A 21,174-nucleotide genomic window follows, 5' to 3' on the forward strand; every position below is an offset into this window, starting at 1 on the left:
ATCTAAACCGTGATTGATAGTCATTGCCATCTCGACTTACTTGCACAAAAGAAAGATCTTAGAGTTGCATTAGAAAGCGCCAAAGCCGCAGGGCTTACCCGCATCATGGCGCCTAGCATTACCCCCGAATCTTGGCAGGCGTTACAAGCGCTCAATGAACGCTATGAAAGCCTTTTATCTATTGATACTGCGCTTGGACTCCATCCTTATTTTTTAACTGGCAGTGAGCTTGAAAAGCCAGAGCAAACACTCAAGAAGAGTCTTCGTCAACTTGAGGACGCTACGGCTAACTTGCACCCTTCGGTAAAAGCCGTGGGGGAAACAGGTATCGATGGGCATATAAGCGTGCCATTAGCGCTTCAAAAGGAAGCGCTACATAACCACTTGAAACTTGCCGATAAAGTATCGTTACCCGTAATTTTACATCACAGAAAAAGTCATCATCTGCTAGTTGAAGCATTGAAGCAAACCAAATACCAAGGTATAGGCGTTGTACATGCTTTTTCAGGAAGTATTGAAGCGGCCAAAGGGTATATTGAAAGAGGGTTTTACCTAGGTATAGGCGGTACGATTACCTATGAGCGTGCTCAAAAAACACGAAACACCCTTGGTTTTTTGTTAGAACACCATTTTGATAAATTGCTTTTAGAAACGGATGCCCCTGATATGCCCATGTGCGGTAGACAAGGAGAAGCAAACGAACCTCGTTATTTATCAGATGTCGTTGATGTTATAAGCGACCGCTATGGCATGTCACATAAAGAAATAGTGTCCACCACCACAGCGAACTACACTCGACTATTTGATATTGATGCTGGAAGTGAAGCATAGACTTCCAAATTAGCTATCTAGCGCTTCTCTTTATTTCTTTTTGATTCGATTACCTGAATAAACCATGGGCGAGATTTATAAAAGGCCCGGGTTAGGTAAATACCTAGCATGAGCGCTAAAAAGACGAGAATACACGCAATAAGAGCAAGCTGGTAACGCAATGTCAGTGGACTCTCGAGGACAGCCTGCGTGTTCATGTGAATATTCACATAACCTAGTAAATTTTCATTATCGTCAGTGATAACGCCAACATAGGTTAGCGGCGTTACACTTTGCGACTGACTCATCGACACCACACTGGCAATTTGAGGCAAAGGAGCAATATACCTCCCGTCCTTATCAAACACAGACAAGGCAAGAATGTGTGGCTCGTCGACCAAAATAGAGGCGACACTTTCAATATACTCCCGTTGAGTGAGAGTATCAGATAGCGCGGAATCTACATTGTTCTCAGTTTCCTGATTCGAAAGTGCGTCAGCGATAAAGGCAGGTTGTAGCAGTTTTGCATACTGCCTTGCTATGCTCTCACCAGAGAAGCGAGTTTGCACGGTAAGCCAGTCGTTTTGGTATTGTTGGAATAACAGAAGCAATACCACTATCAAAGCAAACACCGCACTCACTACTATTGTGTGGAACAATCGCTTTAGAACTGTGTACAACGAATGCGAGTCATTCTTTGTTTGTGAAGCTGCTTTGCTTAGCCCGTCTACCAATTCGCTTTTCCATAAAGTCACGAGGGTTGCCTAACAGTAGGATAATTCGAAATAATTTAAAAGGAGATATTTTATTAGTTAGCCTAATTGGTTAGCATTAGAGCACCATTTGCCAATCACCGCAGTTTCTGTGTGCGTTATGAAAGACACTCTTCTTAATAATATCGATAATGACGATATCCATTTAGCTTCTTTTTTGTCTCATGTAGTTAGCAATAGTCACAACGACAGTGCGTATTCACATACGTTAACCGTTATTGGTCAAGCTGTAACACCTTATCTACTGCACAGCGTTTTAATTAAACTCAACGATGTGTTTACTCCTTCAAGCGCTGCTTTCCATCATTTACACAAGCAAATGGGGGATGATGTAATAGAAATTAGAGGTGCTTTGCAAAACACTGAACTTGAGCAGATTAAGCCACTGCTGGGCGACGTATCCAAGGCATATAATGTTGATGTTGGTTTGCAGGGCTCTCGCCCCTCATTGTCTGAGCCAGGACTACTGGTCATGGACATGGATAGCACTGTCATCGCGATTGAATGTATCGATGAAATAGCTAAATTGGCGGGTGTTGGCGAGCAGGTGGCAGAAGTTACCGCTAAGGCAATGCGTGGAGAAATTGCGTTTAATGATAGCTTAACGCATAGAGTGGCCTGCTTGGAAGGCGTGCCAGTTAGTCACCTTAATCAAATTCGTGACAGCATACCTATCATGCCCGGCATTCAAGCCTTGCTTACTCACTTGAAACAGCATAATTGGAAATTAGCGATCGCCTCAGGTGGATTCACCTTTTTCGCTGACCACCTAAAAGCAAGGCTTGGACTCGATTTTGCCATTTCTAACACGCTTGCGGTGAAAAACGAGCAGCTGACTGGAAAAGTAGAGGGTGAAATTGTCAATGCAGACGTTAAGGCGCGAACCGTAAACGCCCTTGCCGAGAAGTGGCAAATTTCAGCCAAACAAACCGTTGCTATGGGTGATGGAGCTAACGATTTGGTCATGATGGCTGAATCAGCGCTAGGCGTGGCGTGTCACGGTAAGCCACTGGTTAATGAAAAGGCAGATGTGGCAATCCGCATTGGCAGTTTACATAGCCTTCTGTATTTTCTAGACAAGTAGTTAGCGAGAGTCTGTAATACAAGCGTTAGTTTTGGGGCAATAAAACTAGCGCTTCACACTTTATCGGTTACCTTTCACCAGCCACAAGTTTCCAAAATCTTGTGATTAAAATCCTCCCGTGATGGGTCTTAACCTACGGGCTCATTTAAATTGATAAGCTTTGCTATTTCACTACGCGTTGCGCGCAATAGCTTTAGGTTGAACCGCACTTTTTAACGTTTTATTTGCCGTGATGTCTTCCACTGTAAAGCCGTATCTTATAAGTACTTCATCTGTGACATCGACTAGGTGAGAGCACGCTGCAATACTCCACATTTTCTTCTCTAGCTCACGGGCCCGGTGCATGGCGTACATGGTGACGTAATTGATTTCCGTTTGCAGCATGGTCATGTCTGGCTTGCCGGTTGTGGTTAGCATGACATGAATAGCTACGAACTGGCCGCGAACCATAGCTTCTCTAATAAACGCTCGGCGCTGCTCGTTATTTTCGAATTTATCGGAATAGCGAGGAATGATCGCCATTCGCGGCTCTTTTTGTGATGCATCGAATGAGATAAATAATTCCTGTCGCAACGGCATATTTTCAAGCTTAACGGCCTTAATGCCACTTTGTACAAAAGGTATATCTTGTTTTCTGTCTCTAAAGAGAAACTCTAAATTCACTTGACCACGTTCGGCGTATTGCGTGGTTAGCGTGGTTATGCGTTCGTCCTGCTTTCCGACAATACAAGCCTGTGGAGTGTAGCGAACACCTTCCTTACTCATTAAGAAGGATAGGGAAGTAGCGTTTCGCGCATTAATACAACGAAGCGCCTGTCCCATGCCTGGTACTTCTTCTTCGTCGTTCTCTACTTTAAGGCTGCCTTTGTTCTTTTTAATCAGTTCTTCAAAGAAGTTTCTAGCACTTTTGCCTTCGTCGCCCGGCATAGTTTTTAAATGAAGAATGTTCTTGTCGACGTTGTGATAAATGATTTCGTATTGCAAATGCATGACATCAAAGGAACTGGCAATTTCTTGCAGACGAGGGAAGGCGACTTCTACTTTGCCCTCTAAATTACCTTTATATTCTTTGCTCAACTCTATACGAAGTCCAAGTCCATGCACCGAAATATCTTCGCTGATCCCTTTGTGCACCAGTTCTTCATTATTGAAGCGAGCTTCAATTTGGGTTCTCAGCTGATAGCGACTTTCAATGCGTTGCTCTTCATATTTAAACCTGACAACCTGAACATTCGAAGGAGCGCGATTGCGCGGATGCCCAAAATTTCGCAGATGAGAGAGGTTTTCTCGATTAAACTTAAACTCGTTGTAGGTCTCTTGCCCTGTTACTGAGGTTACATCGGTTACGTGTGCCAAGAATCGCAGGTTTTTCAGCTTTGACATTAGTCGAGCCGATGGCGGAGTGTTCAGTTTTTTAACTTTATTACCTACAGAATCCGGAATGGAAAGCGGAATATGGGCCTGCTCAGGGTCAACCTCTGTTAAGGTTATTTTAAATACCCGCCAACTCGCTTTTTTAGAGCCAAACCCTAAAAATACTCGGGTTAGTACGTCTTTTTGCAAGAGTTCCTCGTAAGACGCTGAGTAAAAGTAGACCTTGTCGTTCTGCAAATGAGTAAAACTAAATACGAAAATCTCTCTTACTTCTTCTGACTTCTGCAATAAGCGCATAAGCCTTTCCTGGGTGAGTAAGAAGTTCAATCGACAGTTATCGTCTTCGTCTTGCCAATACTGCACGGTTTCGCGGTTCACTTCGTTAACCATAGCAAACCGGGGAACCAGCGTTTTATTAATGACGTCTATATACACCGGCAGCGTGGGGCTACGCGGCGAAAAGTACTGCTCACAAATCTTACTGGTAATCGCCTCAATCGTATTGCTCATATTAACTTTATATCGGCGTTTATTGCCGTGTATAAAGCTTTCTAAGAATTTGTCGAATGCGGGGCTTGGCTTTTCTTTATCTCGTTGCAAGGCAAGATAGTTAACATCGTTTTTAGTTATTATCTTTACGAGCTTATATGCAATGCCATTCTTTTTGTCCATGGCAAATTCATTCTCTAAGCCCCTAAAGAATATAAACAGCGTTTCTCCTTTTTTGAAAAACGCGTCTTTAGAGAGTTTTACCTGTAAGCCTTCAAGAGATATATCAACACTCAAACCGCGCATTGATTGATTGGCGCTATTGAATAATTCTACCGCCACAGCGAAGTTCATGCGTTCAGCGTTGCGCTGTCTGTAATCAAGCAAGTTTACGGTAGGAACTTTAAACTGCTCCAATACTGCTGAGCGCTTTTTGAGTTCAGGATTTTCTTTATCAGCGCGTTCTTGTGCGAGTTCTTTTTCGCGCATTAAGCGAAAGTTGTTTTCGGTGTTTTGTACCGCTTCGTAAACACCGTAAGTATATCGGCCAAATACCCTCAACTGCTCTTCAAACTTGTCAACAGCGACGTCATCCATGTAATGGCTACGTCCTTCGTGTACATATTTATTGCACTTTCCGTCAACATGACCACGCAAGTCTATGGTGCGCATACAGGGTTTGGCTAAGCGTTTCACTTCCATTTTGATGAGGAAGCGCTTTTCTTTCGGCACATCAGATGCAGTTTGAAGCAATACCTGGTTAAACTCAGGCTCATTAACCATGGGCTTTAGCTGTTCAATAATATCAGCATATTGCTTTAAATCTTGACTCATGAATGCGCAACTTTGTTGTTTAGTATCATTATTTTAGTTGTTATCGGCAAATCAGCAAAACTCATTAACCCCTAAAATCGTTATACTTTTGTACCGTTTTACCGGAGGAGAACTGACCTTAGGTTTGTGCTTAATTCACCGTTGTTAAGTGTTAGAATACTCTTTTTAAGCAATGGATAAAACTGGAATATGGCAAAACGTAAAACTGCTTATGTGTGTTCTGACTGCGGTGCAGAGTTCCCTCGCTGGCAAGGTCAATGTTCGGAGTGTAAAGCGTGGAATACGATAAGTGAGTTTGTGGTTGCAAGTGCCAAAAGTGTCGCACGCCAAACCACGTCAGGCTATGCTGGGCAAACCGCTGCCAAAATTGAGACATTAAATGCAATAGATCTCGAATCACTACCGCGATTCTCGTCAACATTTAAAGAGCTAGATAGAGTGTTAGGGGGCGGAATAGTCCCTGGGGCAGCTATGTTAATTGGTGGCTCGCCAGGAGCGGGAAAGAGTACGCTTCTGCTTCAAGTAATGTGTCAGATGGCAAAAAGTGAAACCGCGCTTTATGTCACGGGGGAAGAGTCGCTTCAGCAAGTCGCTATGCGAGCAAAGCGCTTAAATCTACCTGACGACAAGCTTATGATGTTAGCCGAAACAAACGTGGAAACTATCTGCGATTTAGCCCTTACGAAAAAGCCTAAAATTATGGTTATCGACTCTATTCAGGTGATGCACGTGTCAGACGTTCAGTCTGCGCCAGGCAGTGTGTCGCAAGTACGAGAAAGCGCGGCGTATTTAACACGCTTTGCCAAGCAAAATCATATTGCTATGTTCATTGTTGGCCATGTAACAAAAGACGGTAACTTGGCGGGTCCGAAAGTTCTTGAGCACTGTATCGACAGCTCTATGATGCTGGAAGGAGAAAGTGATGGTCGCTACCGTACGCTTCGAAGTCATAAAAACCGCTTTGGTGCGGTAAATGAGCTCGGCGTGTTTGCCATGACAGAAAAAGGCCTTAAAGAAGTAAGCAACCCATCGGCCATATTCTTAAGTCGAGGTGACAATGAAACGCCAGGGTCTAGCGTTATGGTTATTTGGGAGGGCACCCGCCCGTTACTTGTAGAAATACAGGCGTTGGTAGACTATTCGCAGATGTCGAACCCAAGGCGAATCGCTGTAGGGTTGGATCAGAACCGTTTGTCTATGCTGCTCGCGGTTTTGCATCGCCATGGCAATGTGCAAATGAACGATCAAGACGTTTTTGTCAACGTGGTAGGTGGTGTAAGAGTATCAGAGACCAGTGCAGACTTAGCCTTATTATTGGCCATGATTTCAAGCTTTAGAAATCGCTCGCTGCCCAGAGATTTAATTGTATTCGGCGAAGTCGGGCTAGCCGGCGAGATTCGCCCGGTTCCTAACGGAACGGAACGCATTATCGAAGCAGCGAAACATGGTTTTAGGCGGGCGATCGTGCCAAAAGCCAATGCGCCTAAGCAAGCCATTAATGGTATGAAAGTGGTGCCGGTAGCGCGCTTATCTGAGGCGTTAGACGCGCTTGAGTAATGCGAAAGGCTCAACATTTAAGTAAAGTGTTGACGGTGCCTGTTAAATTGAAAGGCCTATTAAATGGGCCTTTCCTGCATTAAACGAGTGAAACGCGTTTTTTAAAGGTTAATGTGGCGCCTGATAAACCGCATCAACTAATGCATTCAGGTCTTTCTCTTCAATACTGGCGTCGTCGCTGTTTAAAGTAATTAAACGACGAAGGGCGCTAATGCTGTCTACATCCATTCGCTCAACTTTACAGCCTAATGAAACCCGTTCTTTTCTACTGTCGGCATGACGATACAACTGCGAAATAGAAAGGGTTATTACAGGACTGTCTTCATTTGCTTGGAAGGTAGCAGTGTAAGGGTCGTGACTGTCGAAGGGTAAGTGTGACAACGCCGTTTCGGTAGCTTGAAGTTTAATGCCTTGAAGCGATACGTCGCTGACTACCACATCAATACTAACGTCATTGTGTGCCAGTGTGCCATTTACATTCAGTGACACCCGTTGAAATTGGCGCTTATCCGTCATTTTTCAAATACCCAGTTATCATTAACGCTGTTATATCAGTCCGCGTAGATAATTGCCCACTGAGTGGGTAATGACCTATGCGGACTGGTATTAGTATTGGCTAATTTGCGTGGGTTCGCAATGAAAAGCGAACAAATAAAAAAGCCGCTATCAGCGATAGCGGCTTTAGGCGTAAAGCAGAGATACAGATCTTACATCTCTGAATTTGTGTTATTTAGACATACGCTTATATTTAAGGCGGTGCGGTTCAACCACATCTTGTCCAAATTCTTGCTTCAACCAGCTTTCGTAGTCTGAGTAGTTACCTTCGAAGAAGTTGATGTTACCTTCATCGCGGTAGTCCATAATGTGTGTTGCTACACGGTCTAGGAACCAACGGTCGTGCGAGATAACCATGGCACAGCCTGGGAACTCCAACAACGCGTTTTCCAAGGCGCGAAGTGTTTCTACGTCTAGGTCGTTGGTTGGCTCATCCAGTAGCAATACGTTACCGCCTGCTTTAAGCAGTTTCGCAAGGTGAACACGGTTACGCTCACCACCTGACAAGTCTTTGATGAACTTCTGCTGGTCAGTGCCTTTAAAGTTAAAACGGCTGCAGTAGGCGCGGCTGTTAATTTCAAAGTTACCAATGCGAATAATGTCTTGTTCGTCAGAAATTTCTTTCCACACGGTGTTGTTTTCGTTCATGTGGTCGCGGAACTGTTCTACCGCAGCAATTTGAACGGTTTCACCTAAATCGATGGTGCCTGAATCAGGTTGCTCAGCACCGGTAAGCATTCTGAACAAGGTTGATTTACCCGCGCCGTTAGGGCCTACGATACCTACAATGGCACCCTTTGGTACTTTAAACGTTAAGTCGTCGATAAGTACGCGATCGCCATACGACTTTTTAAGGTTGCTTACTTCAATAACCTTGTCACCTAAGCGTTCACCTGGTGGAATGAAAAGCTCATTGGTTTCATTACGCTTTTGGTAATCGCTGGTAGATAGTTCTTCAAAGCGGGCCATACGAGCTTTACTTTTAGCATGACGTCCTTTCGGGTTTGAGCGTACCCACTCAAGTTCCTGTTTCATGCTCTTCATCCGCGCCGTTTCGGTACGCTCTTCTTGCTCAAGTCGGTTTTCTTTTTGCTCCAACCAAGAAGAGTAGTTACCTTCCCACGGAATACCTTCACCACGGTCAAGTTCTAAAATCCAACCTGCAACGTTATCAAGGAAGTATCTATCGTGGGTAATAGCGACTACCGTACCTTCATAATCGTGAAGGAAACGCTCTAGCCATGCGACTGATTCTGCGTCTAAGTGGTTAGTGGGTTCGTCTAGAAGCAACATTTCAGGCTTTTCTAGAAGTAGGCGGCACAGCGCTACACGGCGGCGTTCACCACCAGATAGTTTGCTAACGTCCGCATCCCACGCTGGAAGGCGAAGGGCATCAGCAGCACGCTCTAATGCATTTTCTAAGTTGTGGCCATCTTTGGCTTGAATAATAGCTTCTAACTCGCCCTGCTCTTTAGCAAGGGCGTCAAAATCAGCGTCTGCTTCTGCATAAGCTGCATATACTTCATCTAGGCGAGTTAATGCGTGTTTAACGTCGGCGACGGCTTCTTCTATATTGCCGCGAACATCTTTTGTTTCATCAAGCTGAGGCTCTTGTGGAAGGTAGCCCACTTTTAAGCCCGGTTGAGGACGAGCTTCACCTTCGATGTCGGTATCTACGCCGGCCATAATGCGAAGTAAGGTAGATTTACCTGCACCGTTTAGACCTAGCACACCAATTTTGGCGCCTGGGAAAAAGCTAAGTGAGATATTTTTTAGAATGTGTCTATTAGGTGGGACGATTTTGCCCACGCGATGCATACTGTAAACGTATTGCGCCATGCTCTATCCTCGCTGAATAAGCGGTGAAAAATAAAAAAGTGATTGTGGTCTATTCTACTCGTAACAGGGTAGTTTGTGCCAGTTACTTACGCTTAGTGTATTTGTGCTTGGCGATATTTTAATCACTCATGCCAAAAAGATCGATTTATGCATCGGTTGGCGAGTTGATTTAAGGTAAACTTGTTTTTATAAGCATGAGTAAACATGGGCTTTAGGGTGAGCTAGCAAACAGCAATAAATAACCCAAAGCGATAGACTCAACACTATTCATATCTCTGAACAGGTAATTATGATGACCGCTATGAATAAACGCACATACAGTCTGGAAGAGCTTGCCAAACATGTAAGTGGGGAAGTGCAGGGCGATGGAAACATTACTATCTCTGCAGTAGGTACGTTATCCGGTGCAGCATCGCACCAAATTTCGTTTCTAACAAATCCTAAATACAAGCCGCAGTTAAAAGATACTCAGGCTGGTGCGGTAATTCTGCACAAAAACTTAAAAGATGATAGCCCAGTTCCAGCGTTGGTTGTGGCAAACCCTCATGCAGCGTTCGCCCTCATCGCTCAGTTGTTTGATACTACCCCAGCGGTAGCGACAGGTATTGCTGATACAGCGGTTATTGCGCCATCTGCCCGCATCGGCAGTGATGTATCGCTAGGCCACAATGTAATCATTGAAGAGAACGTGGTTTTAGGCGATAGAGTTACGGTTGGCGCGAATACGGTTATTCGTAGAGGTACCCATATTGGTGAAGGCTGTACCATTCACCCGAACGTAACTATCTATCATGACGTTGTGATTGGTAAGCGCGTGACAATTCATAGCCAAACAGTTATTGGTGCGGCAGGCTTTGGTTACGCAAACGATAAAGGCGTTTGGATCCCTATCCCACAAACAGGGTCGGTTCGCATTGGTGACGACAGTCAGATTGGCGCAAGCAGCAGCATTGACCGCGGCGCCATGGAAGATACGATCTTAGGCACTAACGTTATTATCGATAACCAAGTACAAATTGGCCACAACTGTATTATTGGTGATCACTCTTGTATTTGCGGCGCTACAGGTATTGCTGGTAGCTGTCATATCGGCAAGCACGTTATTATCGGTGGTGGAGTGGGCATTAATGGCCACATTAGCATTTGCGATAATGTTCAGGTGACTGGCTATACCATGATTGTACAAGATATCACTGAACCGGGTGTTTATTCTTCTGGCCAGCCAGCACAAACCAACCGTGACTGGCGCAAAAATACGGTTCGCCTTGCCAAAATTGGTAGTTTATTTGACCGTGTTAAAGCCCTGGAAAAACAGGTCTGATCTCGCGCTGGCGCAGGTATTTCGTTAAACCTGCGCCATTTATATTAATTTGGTCACAAAGCGGTATACAAGCCCCCGAAAATGACTAGAATATGGCTCGAATTTGAGCAATCAGTGCGTAACGCCATATAAAAACCGCAGTTAAGGAGCCCCCATGTTTTCTCGCGAAATGAATATAGCCGACTTCGATCCTGAATTAGCCGATGCAATGTCTAAAGAGGTTGAGCGTCAAGAACATCACATAGAGCTAATTGCCTCTGAGAACTACTGTAGCCCACGTGTAATGGAAGCACAGGGTTCGCAGCTTACTAACAAGTACGCGGAAGGCTACCCAGGCAAGCGTTACTACGGTGGTTGTGAGCACGTAGACGTTGTTGAACAACTTGCGATCGATCGTGCAAAAGCACTATTTGGTGCAGACTACGCGAACGTTCAACCGCACGCTGGTTCACAAGCTAACTCTGCCGTATTCATGGCACTACTTGACGCAGGCGATACGGTATTGGGAATGAGCCTTTCTGAAGGTGGTCACCTTACTCACGGTTCACACGTAAACTTCTCTGGTAAAACCTACAATGCTGTTCAGTATGGTCTGAACAAAGAAACCGGTGAAATCGATTACGCTCAGGTTGAGGCACTTGCTAAAGAGCACAAGCCGAAAATGATTATCGGTGGTTTCTCTGCGTATTCTGGCATTGTTGATTGGGCAAAATTCCGTGAAATCGCTGATAGCGTTGGCGCTTACTTGCTCGTAGATATGGCGCACGTAGCAGGTCTTGTAGCAGCGGGCGTTTATCCAAATCCGCTTCCTCACGCTCACGTGGTAACAACGACTACTCATAAAACCCTTGCTGGCCCACGTAGTGGTTTAATCCTTTCTTCATGCGGCGATGAAGCGATTTACAAAAAGCTAAACAGCTCGGTATTCCCAGGCAACCAAGGTGGCCCTCTTTGCCACGTGATCGCAGCTAAAGCGGTTGCATTCAAAGAAGCACTACAGCCAGAATTTAAAGTGTATCAGCAGCAGGTTGTTGCAAATGCGAAAGCTATGGTTTCTGTAATGCAAGAGCGCGGTTATAACATCGTTTCTGGCGGTACTGACAACCACTTGTTCCTTCTTGACCTTATCGACAAGGACATTACCGGTAAAGATGCTGACGCAGCGCTTGGTGCCGCAAATATTACGGTAAACAAAAACTCAGTGCCAAATGACCCGCGTTCACCGTTTGTAACCAGCGGTCTTCGTATTGGTAGCCCAGCGATTACTCGCCGTGGTTTCAAAGAAGAACAAGCTAAGCAAGTTGCAACATGGATTTGCGACGTTCTAGATAACATGGGCGATGAGTCTGTTATCAAACGTGTTCAAGACGAAGTGGTTGCACTTTGCGCACAATTCCCTGTTTATAAATAAATAGGTTTGTGTTTTATTGCGTACTTTGGTACTAATGCTGGACTAACTAGTCTAGGTTCAATTTAGATATCTAAGTACGCAATATTTAAGGATTATTCATGTTTTGCCCGTTTTGTTCAGAACAAGAAACAAAAGTCATTGATTCTCGTTTGGTTGCAGAAGGGCAACAGGTGCGTAGACGCCGTGAATGTATGGTGTGTCACGAGCGCTTCACGACCTTTGAAAGTGCCGAACTCGTTATGCCTCGCGTTATTAAACGCGATGGTTCTCGTGAACCGTTTAACGAAGATAAACTTCGTGCAGGCTTGCAACGCGCACTCGAAAAGCGCCCTGTGAGCACAGAAAAAGTTGAACAATGTATCCTCTCACTTAAGTCACAGTTGCGCGCAACCGGTGAACGCGAAGTGAGCAGTGAATTGCTCGGCAACCTAATTATGAAAGCCCTCAAGGAACTCGATAAAGTTGCTTATGTCCGGTTCGCCTCCGTTTATCGCTCTTTCGAAGATATTCGTGAATTCGGAGAAGAGATTGCACGATTAGGAGATTAAGTCGGCGACCTCCCAAACATCAGACACTTAGGGCTACAACAGGAATCCAAGTGAACCACGATACGGTTAAAAACGATTATTTTTGGATGGCAAAAGCCATTCAGCTTGCCCAACAAGGGCGTTTTACCACTTCTCCTAACCCTCGCGTAGGCTGTGTAATTGTTGACGAAAACAATCAATTGCTCGGTCAGGGATATCACATTCAAGCTGGTACACCCCATGCCGAAGTGCATGCATTAAGACAAGCATCTAACGCACGTCCGCAGGGCGCAAAGGGCGCGACGGCATACGTTACACTTGAACCTTGTAGTCATTTTGGTCGCACACCGCCTTGCGCTATTGCCTTGGTAGAAGCAAAGGTAGCGCGTGTTGTTATTGCTATGACCGACCCGAATCCAAACGTATGCGGTAACGGTATTAGCATTCTGCAGGAAGCAGGCATCGAAGTGGTAAGCGAAGTGATGGCTGCTGAGGCCGCAGCGCTAAACCCTGGGTTTATTAAACGCATGCTTACCGGTAGGCCCTTTGTTCGCGTGAAATTAGGCATTAGCCTAGATGGAAAAATAGCCCTTCAAAATGGGGTAAGTCAGTGGATTACTGGTGCAGAAGCAAGGCGGGATGTGCAACAGTATCGTGCACAAAGTTGCGTAGTATTGACGGGTTCGGGTACGGTACAAGCTGATAATCCTAGCCTCTTAGTTCGTGAAAAAGAGGCTCAGTTTGAAAAGTATCCACTAGATCATATCCGCCAGCCAGCCCGTGTGGTTGTAGATAGCAAAAGTAAGCTTAGTAGAGACTACACACTTTTTAACGACGGCAATATTACGTTCACGGCGACGTCACAGGCTCACCCAGACACCGCTACTCAGCACTATCTCCAACTGGACGAAAAAGACGGTAAACTCAATTTACATTCACTTATGTCAGCACTAGGCGATAAGCAATATAATGAAGTGTGGGTGGAAGCAGGCCCAGGCCTTGCCGGTGCATTATTGCAAGAAGGGCTGGTGGATGAACTTATTTGCTACCAAGCGCCTAAGCTTTTAGGTGATAAGGGAGTCAGTATGGTTAATTTACCCGCGTTCACGTCGCTAAATGAATGTATTTCGCTTTCGCTTATTGAAAATCGTCAAGTGGGTAACGATATTAAGCTTATCTTCCGTCCTGATGTTAGCAACACCCGTGGTTAACGCGATTAAAGAGGAACTTTATGTTTACAGGAATTATTCAAGCGCTAGGTACAATCAAGAAGCTTGATAACCGTGGCAACGATATTCGACTTACCGTTTCATCGCCTACGCTTGATATGTCTGATGTCGCACTCGGCGACAGTATTGCGACCAATGGTGTTTGCTTAACAGTTACTGATATGGGCCCCGATTATTATTGTGCAGATGTGTCGGCAGAGACCATCAAATTAACAGGCTTTGCACATTACAGCGCAGGCTCTACGGTGAATCTTGAGAAAGCGATGCGTCCAAGCGACCGTTTAGGTGGTCATATCGTTTCCGGTCACGTTGATGGTGTAGGCGAGGTTACACAAATCATTAAGCACTCAGACTACGTAGAGTTCTGGGTAAAAGCGCCAGAAGCCTTGGCTAAATATATTGCGCATAAAGGTAGTATCACCGTTGATGGTATCAGCTTAACTGTTAACGAAGTTAATGGCGCAGAATTTATGCTTTGGATCATTCCTCATACATTGCAAGAAACCATTATGGGGAGCTATAAGGTGGGCACAGCGGTGAACTTAGAGGTTGATGTTATTGCGCGCTATTTAGAGCGATTGATGTTGGGCGACAAAGCCGCCGAGCCAAAAAGCAAAGGCATTGACATGGCATTTCTTGCCGAGAACGGATTTTTGAGAAAATAACCCTACAAGAAGCACACAACATGGCATTTAACACTACACAAGAAATAATTGAAGACATTCGCCAAGGTAAAATGGTTATCTTGATGGATGACGAAGACAGGGAAAATGAAGGCGATTTGATAATGGCGGCAGAGCATGTGACGCCTGAAGCCATTAACTTTATGGTAACCCACGCTCGCGGTTTAGTGTGTTTACCAATGACGCAAGAGCGCTGTCGCACCCTGAATCTTCCGCTTATGGTGGATAAAAACGAAGCACAGTTTTCTACCAACTTCACTGTGTCTATTGAAGCGGCAACCGGCGTGACTACAGGCATTTCGGCGGCAGATCGCGCAACAACCATTAAAGCTGCTGTAGCGAAAGACGCGAAAGCGACAGACATTGTACAGCCGGGTCATATTTTTCCGCTAATTGCTAAAGACGGTGGCGTGTTAAACCGCGCAGGTCACACTGAAGCTGGTGTAGATTTACCGCGTTTGGCAGGGTTAGAGCCTGCTGGGGTTATTGTAGAAATCCTCAATGAAGACGGCACGATGGCCCGTCGTCCAGAACTAGAAAAGTTTGCTGAAAAACATAATCTTAAAATCGGCACCATTGCTGATTTAATTGAATATCGCAATCTCAACGAAACCACCATTCAAAAGGTCGCTCAATGCAATATGCCAACCGAGTATGGTGACTTCGAGCTTCACACGTTTAAAGACAGCATCGACAACCAACTTCATTTCGCACTTAAAAAAGGCGAAATTAAAGAAGATGAGCCGACACTTGTACGTGTACATCTTCACAATACGTTTAGTGATCTTCTTGGATCTACCCGCGGTATTCATCGCTCGATGACGCTTGCAGATGGCATGCGCAAAATTTCAGAAGACGGTGGCGTATTGGTGCTATTAGGTAAAGAAGAGCATATTGAAAGTCAGGTACGCCGCTTTGCCGCAGAAGATCGAGGCGAGCGCCCGACTGGCGCTGACTGGCAGGGATCGTCACGCACTATTGGTGTAGGCAGTCAAATTCTAGCATCAATGGGCGTACACAAAATGCGTCTTCTTAGTAAGCCAATTAAATATCACGCACTTTCAGGTTACGGCCTTGAAGTAGTGGAGTACGTGCACGACTAGTACTTAGCTGTAGGGCGGAGCTAAAGTGGATAGGGTTTGCGACGAGCACTCCCTTCCCACATTGAGTCAAGCTAACCTACCCGTTTACGAATAGTTGAAGTTAAAGAAACAATCGATTTAGTTTGGGCGCAGTTGTGGTATACTTCGCGCCGTTTTTTCTCGAGGAATGAATCCATGCAGGTAATTGAAGGTAATATCAGAGCAACCGGTAAGAAATTTGCTATCGTTGTATCACGCTTTAATAGCTTTGTAGTTGAAAGCTTACTTGAAGGTGCACTAGATACACTAGAGCGTCACGGTGAAGTGAGTGATGACGATATCACGTTAGTACGTGTACCTGGTGCTTACGAGTTACCTGTAGTAGCTAAGAAATTAGCTGAGAAAAAGTCATTTGACGCCATCATCGCACTAGGTGCGGTTATTCGTGGTGGTACGCCACACTTTGATTTTGTAGCAGGCGAATGCAACAAAGGTCTTGCGCAAGTTTCTCTTGAATACGGTGTACCCGTATCATTTGGCGTAATTACAACAGATTCAATTGAACAGGCTATCGAGCGTTCAGGAACCAAAGCGGGCAACAAAGGTGCAGAAGCTGCACTTGGTGCGCTGGAAATGGTTAACGTTATCGATGCTGTTGAAAAGCTTTAAGGTAAACATTAAGTGAAAGTTTCAGCTCGTCGTAAAGCCCGTGAACTCGCTCTGCAAGGCGTGTATTCATGGCAAATGAGTCACAACGATATTCAGCAGGTTGAACTGGCGCTAGCCACCAGTAACGACATGCAAAAGGTAGATATGGCGTATTTCCAAGCTCTGCTTCGCGGTGTTGCACACAACGCAAGCAAACTTGATGCGACCATCAAGCCTTATCTTGGCCGTTTGCCTGAAGAGTTAGACGCTATTGAAAAAGCAATCTTGCGCATTGCGACGCTGGAACTGACCGAGCGCATTGACGTCCCTTACCGCGTAATTATTAATGAGGCGATTGAGCTTGCTAAAGCATTTGGTGCTGAAGAAAGTCACAAATTCATTAATGGTGCACTGGACAAAGCAGTGCGCACATTGCGCAAAGACGAGCGCGACTAACCTTACCGTGGCGGCATGGACTGCCGCTAAAAGGGTTTAAAAATTACCGTGAAAGAATTTGATCTTATCGGCCGCTACTTTTCAAACAGCGGCCACAAACGCAAAGACGTTGTTATTGGTATTGGTGATGACTGTGCTGTAACAACGGTTCCTGAAAACCAACAGCTTGCCGTTACCACAGATACTCTGGTTGCAGGTGTGCACTTTTTGAAAGACGCACCGGCGAAGTCTGTTGCGTATAAAACAGTGGCGGTAAACTTAAGCGATCTTGCCGCAATGGGCGCAGAGCCAGCGTGGATTAGTTTATCTCTGTCATTACCGGAAGTGGACGAAGCTTGGCTAGATGACTTTGTTTCGGGCCTTTATGAGCTAACTCAGTACTATTCTGTACAGCTTATCGGTGGCGATACGGTTAAAGGCCCAATGGCGTTCACGATTACAGCTCAAGGCTTTATACCGCCAGGTTCTGAGCTAACGCGTAGCGGCGCTAAGCCAGGTGATTGGCTTTATGTCACGGGAACGCTTGGTGACGCAGGTGCAGGTTTAGACATCCTGCAAAATAAGCTGAGTGTAAGTGGTGAAGCGAAAGATGTCTTGGTAAATCGTCATTACTTCCCAACTCCTCGCGTAGCGGTCGGCACAGCTATCCGACGTATTGCAACGTCGTGCATTGATATCTCTGATGGTTTAATTTCAGATTTAGGTCATATCCTAAAAGCGTCTAATTGCGGTGCAAATGTTCATGTAGAGCGTTTACCGTTGTCACGAGCATTAACAAGTGCGGTTACACCAGAGCAAGCTATCGAATACGCGCTGTCTGCAGGCGATGACTATGAGCTTATCTTCACTGTAAGTGAAGAGCAGCGCGGAAGTCTTGAAACCTCGTTGGCAAGCACAAACGTGAAAGCCACATGTATTGGCCAATTAACCGGTCATAACGGCACACTTTCATTGCTCAAAGACAACGAAAAGTACACACCTGTTAACGTGTCAGGTTACGAGCACGCCTTTTAGGCGGCCTATTTGTCCGACAAAAGCAATAAAAAGGAAAAAGCATGCAGGCTGAGTTTCGCGCTAGAGTGAGTATGAAAAATCCCGTGCATTTTCTTGCACTAGGTTTTGGCAGTGGACTTATTCCTTTCATGCCGGGAACCTTTGGCTCACTTGCTGCGTTGCCCCTACTTATTGCCTGTAGCCAGATTTCCCTAATTTCCTTTATCGCGCTTACGCTGATATTCTCAGTTGTAGGCATTTACCTGTGTGGCAAGACTGCTGACGATATGCAGGTTCACGATCATGGCTCTATAGTGTGGGATGAAATAGCGGGCATGTTTGTGACCTTTCTGTTTGTACCTATTTCAGCGTCCTCTTTACTTGTAGGCTTTGTTCTATTCAGGCTTTTCGATATCTTGAAGCCTTGGCCAATAGGTATCATAGATAAGCGCTTACACGGCGGTACAGGCATTATGCTTGATGATCTTATCGCTGGCGCCATGGCATGCGGTTGTCTACATTTACTCATAGCGTTTTGGCCTGCCGCATTGGCTTTGTTTTAATTCATTACGAATATTCGCCGCCATTTTGTTAGACTTACCTCAAAGGAAAGCCAGTTGACGGTGAGCAAACTATTTACGAAAAAGCCCGCAAAATAGCGGGCTTTTTAATGTCTTAGTAATGATTTTAAAGCTTAATTAGTTAGCACTTAAACTGCTAGCCGCCGCAATAATACCTTCAGCATCTAAGCCGTGCTCTTTGTACATTTCCTGCTGAGTGCCTTGTAATATAAAGCTATCAGGCAGACCTAACATCTTCACCGCTTTTAATACGCCATTTTGCTGCAAGTGTTCAAGCACCGCACTACCAGCTCCACCCATAATACAGCCGTCTTCCAACGTAATAAGTGCACTGTGCTCACTGGCAGCTTTTAATACTGCGTCGCCGTCTAACGGCTTAATGAAACGCATGTCGATAACGGTAGCGTCAATCGCCTCTGCAGCTTCAAGCGCGTAGGGCAGTAGGCAGCCAAAGTTTAAAATGGCGATACTTTCAGACTTGCCTTTTGATGATTCTCGACACGTACGAGATTTACCAATCTCAAGCTCTGTCATAGCTTCGTCAGGCGTGACACCCATGCCAGCACCGCGAGGGTAACGAACAGCAGCTGGTTTTTGTAGCTTGTGGCCCGTGTAGAGCATTTGACGACATTCATTTTCATCTGAAGGCGCCATAACCACCATATTCGGAATACAGCGCAGGAAAGCGATATCAAACGCCCCCTGGTGAGTAGGGCCATCTGCGCCAACAATACCGGCTCTATCAATGGCAAACAATACGGGTAAGTCTTGAATCGCCACATCGTGAATGAGCTGGTCGTAGGCGCGCTGCAGGAACGACGAATAAATAGCAACAACCGCATTCATACCGTCTTTGGCAAGGCCCGCGCCAAAGGTCACCGCGTGCTGTTCAGCAATCGCAACATCGAAATACTGCTCTGGAAAACGCTGAGAAAACTCAACCATGCCTGAACCTTCGCGCATGGCTGGCGTTACCGCCATTAGCTTAGGGTCTTGTGCCGCCATATCACACAGCCATTTCCCAAAGATTGCAGAGTAGGTAGGGGCTGAAGGCTTAGATTTTGGCAAAGCATTGTCAGCCGGATTGAATTTTGGTACCGCGTGGAACTTGATAGGGTCTTCTTCAGCAACCGCGTAACCTTTACCTTTCTTGGTGACTACGTGAAGTAGCTGCGGGCCGTCAAACTTGCGCATATTGCGTAGAGTATCGACAACACCATTTACGTCGTGGCCATCGATAGGGCCAATGTAGTTAAAGCCAAGCTCTTCAAATATCGTGCCCGGGACAACCATGCCTTTAATGTGTTCTTCTGCACGGCTGGCAAACTCCTTAATAGGAGGTACATTGCTTAGCAGCTTTTTGCCGCCATCGCGTATAGAGTTGAAAAAGTTGCCTGTGAGCAAGCGAGCTAAGTGACTGTTCAACGCACCTACGTTTTCAGAAATAGACATTTCGTTGTCGTTAAGTACAACTACCATGTCTTTCTTGATATCACCAGCGTGATTAAGGGCTTCAAACGCCATACCAGCGGTCATAGCACCGTCGCCAATTACCGCTACAACCTTTCTGTTTTTGCCTTCTTTTTCGGCAGCCACAGCCATGCCCAGCCCTGCACTAATCGATGTAGACGAATGACCAACTGCAAAGGTGTCGTAGTCGCTCTCAGGCGGCCATGGGAAAGGGTGCAGACCATTCTTTTGGCGAATGGTGCTCATGCGCTCTGCACGGCCTGTAAGGATTTTGTGCGGATAAGCTTGGTGACCTACATCCCACAGCAGTCGATCGAAGGGGGTGTCGTACACATAGTGCAAAGCGACGGTCAGTTCCACTGTGCCTAAACCAGATGCAAAGTGCCCACTGGTTTGGCTTACGCTGTTAAGTAAGTACTCACGCAACTCATCGGCGAGCTCGCGTAATTTGTCTTGGGGCAACTGCCTCAATTTATCGGGTGTTTGCGCAAGCGCAAGCGTTGGGTAATGTTGGAGATCTAAACTCATGTACTTATTATCTTTTTCAACATGGCGCGTGGCTAATGGTCGCGTTTTACCAAAAGCTCGCTAAACGCAATTAAACTGTCAGTATTGTAGGGTAAACGCGCCAATGCTTGAAGTGCATTATCGTGAAGCATTTCTAATTCTTGTTTAGCGCCTGTAATACCAAGTTTGGCTGGAAAGGTATTTTTCCCTAACGCTTCGTCTGACCCCGCGGGTTTACCTAATTTTTCGCTACTGCCTTCCACATCTAAAATATCGTCTTGAACTTGGAAAGCTAGCCCAATATCCGCGGCATAAGCCATTAAGTCAATTTTAGTTTGAGGCAGTAAGCCTTCACTAACAATGGCGACCATTTCTACGCAGGCTTTTAACAATGCACCGGTTTTCAATCTATGCAGCTGTTTTAGTTCTTCTAGCGAGATGGTTTTGCCGGTGCTGGCTAAATCGATAGCTTGCCCACCGCACATACCTATGTAACCCGCACTTTTCGCAAGTACAGACAGTAACTGGCTACGCTTTGTTTCAGCATACGTGCTTAATGGCGCATCAGCTAACACTGTAAATGCAAGTGCCTGCAGCGCATCGCCAGCTAAAATAGCGGTAGCCTCATCAAAGGCGATATGGCAGGTTGGCATACCGCGGCGCAAGTCGTCGTCGTCCATGGCTGGTAAATCGTCGTGGACTAACGAGTAGGCGTGCACACATTCAATAGCCATACTAATAGCCATTTGGTCTTTTTTGGGCACGTCTAGGGTGTTACCTACCACTTGAACAAGTAGTGGCCGCATCCGTTTACCGCCAGCAAGCAAGGCGTGACGCATTGCGTCTTTCAAGCGCGGCGCGTAATCGGGTAATTCGTCAATTAATGTAAGAAGAGATGCATCAGTTTGTTGTTTAACTTGCTGATGCAAAGCAGAAAAATTCATAGATTGC

At 45.6% G+C, this 21,174-nt stretch carries 19 protein-coding genes; 13 read left to right on the plus strand and 6 right to left on the minus strand.

Translation table 11 applies throughout. The features are described 5' to 3' along the window. Positions 1-9: 9 nt before the first annotated feature. Positions 10-831, plus strand: a complete 822-nt coding sequence (locus MHN00_RS07640) for a TatD family hydrolase (RefSeq protein WP_156078588.1) — start codon at positions 10-12, stop codon at positions 829-831. Positions 832-848: 17 nt separating this feature from the next. On the opposite strand, the gene MHN00_RS07645 is transcribed toward MHN00_RS07640, so the two are convergent. Next, positions 849-1,565 (minus strand): hypothetical protein, encoded by a 717-nt coding sequence (locus tag MHN00_RS07645; protein ID WP_014950099.1) that lies wholly within the window; start codon positions 1,563-1,565, stop codon positions 849-851. A 118-nt stretch (positions 1,566-1,683) separates the two neighbouring features. On the opposite strand from MHN00_RS07645, the gene serB reads away from it, so the two are divergent. Further along, positions 1,684-2,667: a phosphoserine phosphatase SerB gene (serB, locus tag MHN00_RS07650; RefSeq protein ID WP_039231744.1), complete on the plus strand. Its 984-nt coding sequence runs from the start codon at positions 1,684-1,686 to the stop codon at positions 2,665-2,667. Between the two features lie 171 nt (positions 2,668-2,838). On the opposite strand, the gene MHN00_RS07655 is transcribed toward serB, so the two are convergent. Continuing rightward, positions 2,839-5,364, minus strand: coding sequence for a PilZ domain-containing protein (locus MHN00_RS07655; RefSeq protein ID WP_039231636.1), 2,526 nt, complete (start codon positions 5,362-5,364; stop codon positions 2,839-2,841). Between the two features lie 189 nt (positions 5,365-5,553). Between MHN00_RS07655 and radA the strand changes: the two genes are divergently transcribed. Continuing rightward, on the plus strand, positions 5,554-6,921 hold the full coding sequence (gene radA, locus MHN00_RS07660) for a DNA repair protein RadA (protein ID WP_239300835.1): 1,368 nt from the start codon (positions 5,554-5,556) through the stop codon (positions 6,919-6,921). 108 nt (positions 6,922-7,029) lie between these two features. Here radA and MHN00_RS07665 read toward each other — a convergent pair whose 3' ends face one another. Further along, positions 7,030-7,437, minus strand: coding sequence for a PilZ domain-containing protein (locus MHN00_RS07665; protein ID WP_014950095.1), 408 nt, complete (start codon positions 7,435-7,437; stop codon positions 7,030-7,032). 210 nt (positions 7,438-7,647) lie between these two features. Beyond that, positions 7,648-9,315 (minus strand): energy-dependent translational throttle protein EttA, encoded by a 1,668-nt coding sequence (gene ettA, locus MHN00_RS07670; protein ID WP_014950094.1) that lies wholly within the window; start codon positions 9,313-9,315, stop codon positions 7,648-7,650. 292 nt (positions 9,316-9,607) lie between these two features. Here ettA and lpxD point away from each other — a divergent pair, with 292 nt between their 5' ends. The 10 genes from lpxD to MHN00_RS07720 all read left to right on the plus strand — a co-directional run bounded on the left by lpxD (position 9,608) and on the right by MHN00_RS07720 (position 18,228). Continuing rightward, positions 9,608-10,636 (plus strand): UDP-3-O-(3-hydroxymyristoyl)glucosamine N-acyltransferase, encoded by a 1,029-nt coding sequence (gene lpxD / locus MHN00_RS07675; RefSeq protein ID WP_239300837.1) that lies wholly within the window; start codon positions 9,608-9,610, stop codon positions 10,634-10,636. Positions 10,637-10,790: 154 nt separating this feature from the next. Beyond that, positions 10,791-12,047: a serine hydroxymethyltransferase gene (glyA, locus tag MHN00_RS07680; RefSeq protein ID WP_101565222.1), complete on the plus strand. Its 1,257-nt coding sequence runs from the start codon at positions 10,791-10,793 to the stop codon at positions 12,045-12,047. A 98-nt stretch (positions 12,048-12,145) separates the two neighbouring features. Next, on the plus strand, positions 12,146-12,595 hold the full coding sequence (gene nrdR / locus MHN00_RS07685; RefSeq protein ID WP_012517538.1) for a transcriptional regulator NrdR: 450 nt from the start codon (positions 12,146-12,148) through the stop codon (positions 12,593-12,595). Between the two features lie 50 nt (positions 12,596-12,645). Continuing rightward, positions 12,646-13,785 carry a bifunctional diaminohydroxyphosphoribosylaminopyrimidine deaminase/5-amino-6-(5-phosphoribosylamino)uracil reductase RibD gene (gene ribD / locus MHN00_RS07690; RefSeq protein ID WP_101565220.1) on the plus strand — a complete coding sequence of 380 codons (1,140 nt, stop codon included), beginning with the start codon at positions 12,646-12,648 and terminating at the stop codon, positions 13,783-13,785. A gap of 20 nt (positions 13,786-13,805) precedes the next feature. Beyond that, positions 13,806-14,468 (plus strand): riboflavin synthase, encoded by a 663-nt coding sequence (locus tag MHN00_RS07695; RefSeq protein WP_014950090.1) that lies wholly within the window; start codon positions 13,806-13,808, stop codon positions 14,466-14,468. A 20-nt stretch (positions 14,469-14,488) separates the two neighbouring features. Beyond that, a complete protein-coding gene (ribBA, locus tag MHN00_RS07700; protein ID WP_014950089.1) occupies positions 14,489-15,589 on the plus strand; it encodes a bifunctional 3,4-dihydroxy-2-butanone-4-phosphate synthase/GTP cyclohydrolase II in 1,101 nt (366 codons plus the stop codon). 174 nt (positions 15,590-15,763) lie between these two features. Further along, a complete protein-coding gene (gene ribE, locus MHN00_RS07705) occupies positions 15,764-16,237 on the plus strand; it encodes a 6,7-dimethyl-8-ribityllumazine synthase (protein WP_014950088.1) in 474 nt (157 codons plus the stop codon). Positions 16,238-16,249: 12 nt separating this feature from the next. Beyond that, complete coding sequence (gene nusB / locus MHN00_RS07710) at positions 16,250-16,672, plus strand: transcription antitermination factor NusB (protein ID WP_012518940.1); 423 nt, start codon at positions 16,250-16,252, stop codon at positions 16,670-16,672. Positions 16,673-16,720: 48 nt separating this feature from the next. After that, positions 16,721-17,686 (plus strand): thiamine-phosphate kinase, encoded by a 966-nt coding sequence (gene thiL / locus MHN00_RS07715; RefSeq protein WP_014950086.1) that lies wholly within the window; start codon positions 16,721-16,723, stop codon positions 17,684-17,686. A gap of 41 nt (positions 17,687-17,727) precedes the next feature. After that, positions 17,728-18,228: a phosphatidylglycerophosphatase A gene (locus MHN00_RS07720; protein WP_014950085.1), complete on the plus strand. Its 501-nt coding sequence runs from the start codon at positions 17,728-17,730 to the stop codon at positions 18,226-18,228. Positions 18,229-18,363: 135 nt separating this feature from the next. On the opposite strand, the gene dxs is transcribed toward MHN00_RS07720, so the two are convergent. Both dxs and MHN00_RS07730 read right to left on the minus strand, forming a co-directional pair. Continuing rightward, positions 18,364-20,244 carry a 1-deoxy-D-xylulose-5-phosphate synthase gene (gene dxs, locus MHN00_RS07725; RefSeq protein ID WP_014976982.1) on the minus strand — a complete coding sequence of 627 codons (1,881 nt, stop codon included), beginning with the start codon at positions 20,242-20,244 and terminating at the stop codon, positions 18,364-18,366. A gap of 32 nt (positions 20,245-20,276) precedes the next feature. Further along, complete coding sequence (locus tag MHN00_RS07730) at positions 20,277-21,167, minus strand: farnesyl diphosphate synthase (protein WP_014950084.1); 891 nt, start codon at positions 21,165-21,167, stop codon at positions 20,277-20,279. Between the last annotated feature and the right edge of the window lie 7 nt (positions 21,168-21,174).

This window comes from Alteromonas sp. Cnat2-8, from assembly GCF_022348355.1.
Classification (GTDB): Bacteria; Pseudomonadota; Gammaproteobacteria; order Enterobacterales; family Alteromonadaceae; genus Alteromonas; species Alteromonas macleodii.

Excerpts from the sequence above, each read along its gene's own strand:
- serB (WP_039231744.1), top strand. The coding sequence starts at position 1,684 with ATGAAAGACACTCTTCTTAATAATATCGATAATGACGATATCCATTTA.
- MHN00_RS07655 (WP_039231636.1), bottom strand. The coding sequence starts at position 5,364 with ATGAGTCAAGATTTAAAGCAATATGCTGATATTATTGAACAGCTAAAG.
- radA (WP_239300835.1), top strand. The coding sequence starts at position 5,554 with ATGGCAAAACGTAAAACTGCTTATGTGTGTTCTGACTGCGGTGCAGAG.
- MHN00_RS07665 (WP_014950095.1), bottom strand. The coding sequence starts at position 7,437 with ATGACGGATAAGCGCCAATTTCAACGGGTGTCACTGAATGTAAATGGC.
- ettA (WP_014950094.1), bottom strand. The coding sequence starts at position 9,315 with ATGGCGCAATACGTTTACAGTATGCATCGCGTGGGCAAAATCGTCCCA.
- lpxD (WP_239300837.1), top strand. The coding sequence starts at position 9,608 with ATGACCGCTATGAATAAACGCACATACAGTCTGGAAGAGCTTGCCAAA.
- glyA (WP_101565222.1), top strand. The coding sequence starts at position 10,791 with ATGTTTTCTCGCGAAATGAATATAGCCGACTTCGATCCTGAATTAGCC.
- nrdR (WP_012517538.1), top strand. The coding sequence starts at position 12,146 with ATGTTTTGCCCGTTTTGTTCAGAACAAGAAACAAAAGTCATTGATTCT.
- MHN00_RS07695 (WP_014950090.1), top strand. The coding sequence starts at position 13,806 with ATGTTTACAGGAATTATTCAAGCGCTAGGTACAATCAAGAAGCTTGAT.
- ribBA (WP_014950089.1), top strand. The coding sequence starts at position 14,489 with ATGGCATTTAACACTACACAAGAAATAATTGAAGACATTCGCCAAGGT.
- ribE (WP_014950088.1), top strand. The coding sequence starts at position 15,764 with ATGCAGGTAATTGAAGGTAATATCAGAGCAACCGGTAAGAAATTTGCT.
- MHN00_RS07720 (WP_014950085.1), top strand. The coding sequence starts at position 17,728 with ATGCAGGCTGAGTTTCGCGCTAGAGTGAGTATGAAAAATCCCGTGCAT.
- dxs (WP_014976982.1), bottom strand. The coding sequence starts at position 20,244 with ATGAGTTTAGATCTCCAACATTACCCAACGCTTGCGCTTGCGCAAACA.
- MHN00_RS07730 (WP_014950084.1), bottom strand. The coding sequence starts at position 21,167 with ATGAATTTTTCTGCTTTGCATCAGCAAGTTAAACAACAAACTGATGCA.